The organism is Mycobacterium sp. (genome assembly GCF_049673265.1).
Lineage (GTDB): Bacteria > Actinomycetota > Actinomycetes > Mycobacteriales > Mycobacteriaceae > Mycobacterium.
In genome coordinates this window covers 1-4,242 of sequence record NZ_JBATXN010000292.1, presented here as the reverse complement: position 1 = coordinate 4,242, position 4,242 = coordinate 1, and the positions used below count along the sequence as shown (strand labels likewise).

General features: G+C 66.2%; 3 protein-coding genes. All 3 read left to right on the top strand.

What is annotated here, in order from left to right:
* Nucleotides 1-123 precede the first annotated feature (123 nt).
* From bphC to WBF82_RS10190, 3 genes are read left to right on the top strand one after another with little or no spacing between them, the layout of a single operon-like run.
* Complete coding sequence (gene bphC, locus WBF82_RS10200) at nt 124-1,032, top strand: biphenyl-2,3-diol 1,2-dioxygenase (RefSeq protein WP_424382917.1); 909 nt, start codon at nt 124-126, stop codon at nt 1,030-1,032.
* Complete coding sequence (locus tag WBF82_RS10195; RefSeq protein WP_424382916.1) at nt 1,029-2,495, top strand: FAD-dependent oxidoreductase; 1,467 nt, start codon at nt 1,029-1,031, stop codon at nt 2,493-2,495. The genes bphC and WBF82_RS10195 overlap by 4 nt, the downstream gene beginning before the upstream one ends.
* Nucleotides 2,496-2,499: 4 nt before the next feature.
* Complete coding sequence (locus WBF82_RS10190) at nt 2,500-4,203, top strand: 3-ketosteroid-delta-1-dehydrogenase (protein ID WP_424382915.1); 1,704 nt, start codon at nt 2,500-2,502, stop codon at nt 4,201-4,203.
* The last annotated feature ends 39 nt before the right edge of the window (nt 4,204-4,242 follow it).

The window sequence follows — 4,242 nt, the reverse complement described above, 5'->3', positions numbered from 1 at the left end:
GTGCACGTCGGCCAAATGCATGCCATTCACGTCCCCGGCACCGTCTACCACGCAGCGGCGCTCAGCTCGCTAGGCATCGATCCGCCCGAGGGCCCGCTGCGGGCGCTGATTTAGGAGATCAACGTGGCCGACCTGAAAAGCCTTGGGTATATCACGATTTCGACCAATGACATCGGCCGGTGGCGACAGTTCGCGTTCGGCGTGCTGGGCTTCGCGGAAGGCAAGGGACCCGACCCGTCAGCGTTGTACGTGCGGATGGACGAGCGCGCTGCCCGGCTCATCGTGGTGCCGGGTGAGTCTGACCGGGTGCTCACCATCGGCTGGGAAGTGCGCGACCACCCGGCACTGCAGAGAGTCAAGGCCGCCCTCGACGGTGCGGGGGTGCCGTTCAAGCAGCTGTCCACCGAAGAAGCCGAGGCGCGCCGGGTGGAGGAGGTAATCACCTTCGAGGACCCCGCCGGCATCACCCTCGAGGTATTCCACAGTGCGGTACTTGACCACAGCCCCGTCATCACCCCGTTCGGCGCGAAATTCGTCACCGGCGATCAAGGGATGGGCCATGTCGTCGTGCCGGCCACCGACCCCAACGGGTTGTTCGACTTCTACACCGAAGTGCTGGGTTTCCGTTCCCGCGGCGCGTTCCGGGTACCGCTTCCGAAAGAGTTTGGCCCAGTGCGGGTTCGCTTCCTCGGGATCAACGAACGACACCACAGTTTGGCGATTGTCCCGGCCGCACACCAGCGCGACCCACGCCTCGTCCACATCATGGTCGAAGTCGACACCCTCGACGCCGTCGGTCAGGCGCTGGACCGCGTCAACGCCGAGGGCTTCCAGTTGTCGTCCACCCTCGGGCGCCACACCAACGACAAGATGGTGTCGTTCTACGTCCGCGCACCCGGTGACTGGGATATTGAATTCGGCACGGACGGCATGCGAGTCGACGAAACCTATTACACCGCAGAGGAAATCACCGCCGACAGCTACTGGGGCCACCAATGGGTCGGCGAGATGCCCGCGGCCATGCAGCCATGACACCCGACACCGACGTCACGCCGGTCCAGGCCGCGTCGATCACCTCGTGGGATGACGAGGCCGATGTCGTCATCGCCGGCTACGGGGTCGCCGGCGCCGCAGCGGCGGTCGAGGCGGTCCGCTCGGGTGCCGACGTGCTAGTCCTGGAGCGCACCGGCTCCTGGGGCGGCGCCGCGGCGATGGCAGGTGGATTCATCTACCTCGGCGGTGGCACGCCACTCCAAAAGGCTTGTGGCTTTGACGATTCCGTAGACAACATGGCGGCGTTCCTCAACGTCGCGATGGGACCCGGCGCCGACAAGGGCCGAATTGCCGATTACTGCGCCGGTAGCGTCGCCCACTTCGACTGGCTCGTCGGGTGCGGCGTCCCGTTCAAAGAAGAGTTCTTCTCCGAGCCCGGCTGGGAACCGATGGGCGACCAGGGGCTGATGTACAGCGGCGGCGAAAACTCATACCCGTTCAACACGATCGCCACCCCCGCCCCGCGTGGGCACGTCCCCCAGATGTCGAACAAGAAGCAGGGCGAAGCCAGCGCCGGCTTCATGCTGATGAAGCCGCTCGTCGAGACCGCGACGGCGGCCGGTGCGCGGGCAATTTACGACGTGCGGGTTCAGTGTCTGATCGTCGAATCCGACGGCAGGGTGGTCGGCATCCGCGCCCGCCGGTACGGCAGTGAGATGACGATCCGGGCACGCAGTGGAGTCGTGCTCGCGACGGGCAGCTTCGCCTACAACGATGCGATGGTTGCCCGCTACGCTCCGCGGATCGCCGGCCGGCCAGCGGCCTCGATTGAGCAGCACGACGGGCAGGCCATCCGGATGGCTCAGGCGCTGGGCGCCGACCTGGCCCACATGGACGCCACCGAAGTCGCGATCTTCATCGACCCGCAGCAGTTGGTGCGCGGCATCCTGGTCAATGGCCGCGGCCAACGCTATGTCCCCGAGGACACCTATCCCGGCCGGATCGGGCAGCTCACCCTCTACCAGCAGGACAACATCGCGTACCTGATCATCGACGGCGACGCCCAAGAACAGGCGATGGCGTCATGGTCGCCGAAGTTCATGCTGCGACCGGCGACCTGGGTGGCCGATAGCGTCGCCGACCTGGAATGCGAGATCGGCCTGGCAGCCGGTTCGCTGCAGGCGACCGTGGTCGCTTACAACGAGGGCGCCACCCGCGGTGAGGACCCGCTGCTGCACAAGAAGCCCGAGTGGGTGAAGCCGATCGGGTCCCCGGTTGGCGCAATCGATCTCCGAGAAAGCACCGGCGGGTTCACCTTGGGCGGCCTCGCCAGCACGTTGGATGCCGAGGTGCTGCATGTCAGCGGCGAGCCGATCCCCGGGCTCTTCGCCGCAGGCCGTTCGACCGCCGGGCTGGCCGCCTGGGGTTACGCCAGCGGCGTCTCGCTCGGTGACGGCAGCTTCTACGGTCGTCGCGCCGGCCGATCGGCAGCAAAGGGCTGACACCGTGGCGACTCCTCACCCCGGAACCATCCCGACTGGCGTGCCGGTCGGCGACACCAAAGTCGACCTGCTGGTCGTCGGCTCGGGTACTGGGATGGCCGCGGCACTGGCCGCATACGAATGCGGATTGAACGTATTGGTCGTGGAGAAGTCGGGTTATGTTGGCGGCTCGACCGCCCGCTCGGGTGGGGCGTTGTGGTTGCCGGCCAGTCCGATCCTCGAAGCGAAGCATGCCGGAGACACCGTCGAGCGTGCGCAAACGTATCTCCGATCGGTGGTGGCAGGGACCGCGCCCGCCGAACGCTCCGCGGGTTACCTGCGGAACGTGACCCCGACAGTCGACATGCTGCGGCGCACCACCCCGATCCGGCTGTCATGGGCAAAGGACTATTCGGACTACCACCCCGAGACGTCGGGCGGCACCGCGGCCGGGCGGACCTGCGAATGCCGTCCCCTGAACTCCGCGATCCTCGGCAAATACCGGGGCCGCCTGCGACCCGGGTTGATGGAGCCCAAGATCCCCATGCCCACCACCACCGCCGACTATCGCTGGATGAACCTCATGGCCCGCGTTCCGCAGAGAGGCCTCCCCACCATCGCTAAGCGCCTCGGCCAAGGGGTGGGGGGACTGCTTCTGGGCCGCCGGTATGTCGCGGGCGGGCAGGCCCTGGCCGCAGGACTATTCGCCGGCATTCTGCGTGCTGGGATCCCGATTTGGCTGGGCGCAGAGCTGCGGCGCTTGACCACCGATGGCATGCGGGTCACCGGCGCAGTGGTCAGTCACGACGGACCCGAAGTCACCGTCGCCACGCGGCGCGGCGTGGTGTTGGCCGCAGGGGGGTTCGACCACAGCATGGCCATGCGGCGGAAGTTCCAGTCGGAATCCCTTGGCGAGCACATGAGCCTGGGAGCAGATACCAACACCGGTGATGCGATTCATGCGGCTCAAGATATCGGCGCCGCAACGGATCTGATGGACCAGGCGTGGTGGTTCCCGGCCGTATCGCCGCTGCCGGGCGGGGCACCGTCGGTGATGCTGGCCGAGCGATCCTTACCGGGCTCGCTGATCGTCGACCATAACGGCACTCGATTCATCAATGAGGCAACCGATTACATGTCGTTCGGACAGGCGCTCCTGGAACGGGAACACTCGGGCAATCCCGTGGAGGCGATGTGGATCGTCTTCGATCAGAAGTATCGCAACAGCTATGTCTTTGCCGGCGAACTGTTTCCGCGTATGACGATTCCACAGTCATGGTACCAAGCCGGGATCGCCCATCGGTCCGACGACATGGCTGAACTCGCGGGCAAGATCGGTGTTCCCAGATCAAATTTCACGGCTACCATGACGCGGTTCAACGAGATGTCGCGAGCCGGATCTGACGCGGACTTCGGCCGCGGCGATAGCGCCTACGACCGCTACTACGGTGATCCCACGGCCACCCCGAACCCCAACCTCCGCCCCCTCGACCGAGGGCCGTTCTATGCGGTGAAGATGGTGCTCAGCGACCTCGGCACCTGCGGCGGTCTGCGAGCCGACGCCCATGCTCGGGTGCTGCGCGAGGACGGCAGTGCCATCAACGGTTTGTATGCGATCGGCAACACCGCGGCCAACGCGTTCGGCACCACGTATCCCGGTGCGGGCGCCACCATCGCTCAGGGACTGGTGTACGGCTACATCGCTGCGCGTGACGCCGCAGGAAACTAGCTGCGCGCCGGAGCCAACCGCTTGAGCGCCAGGCCGCCT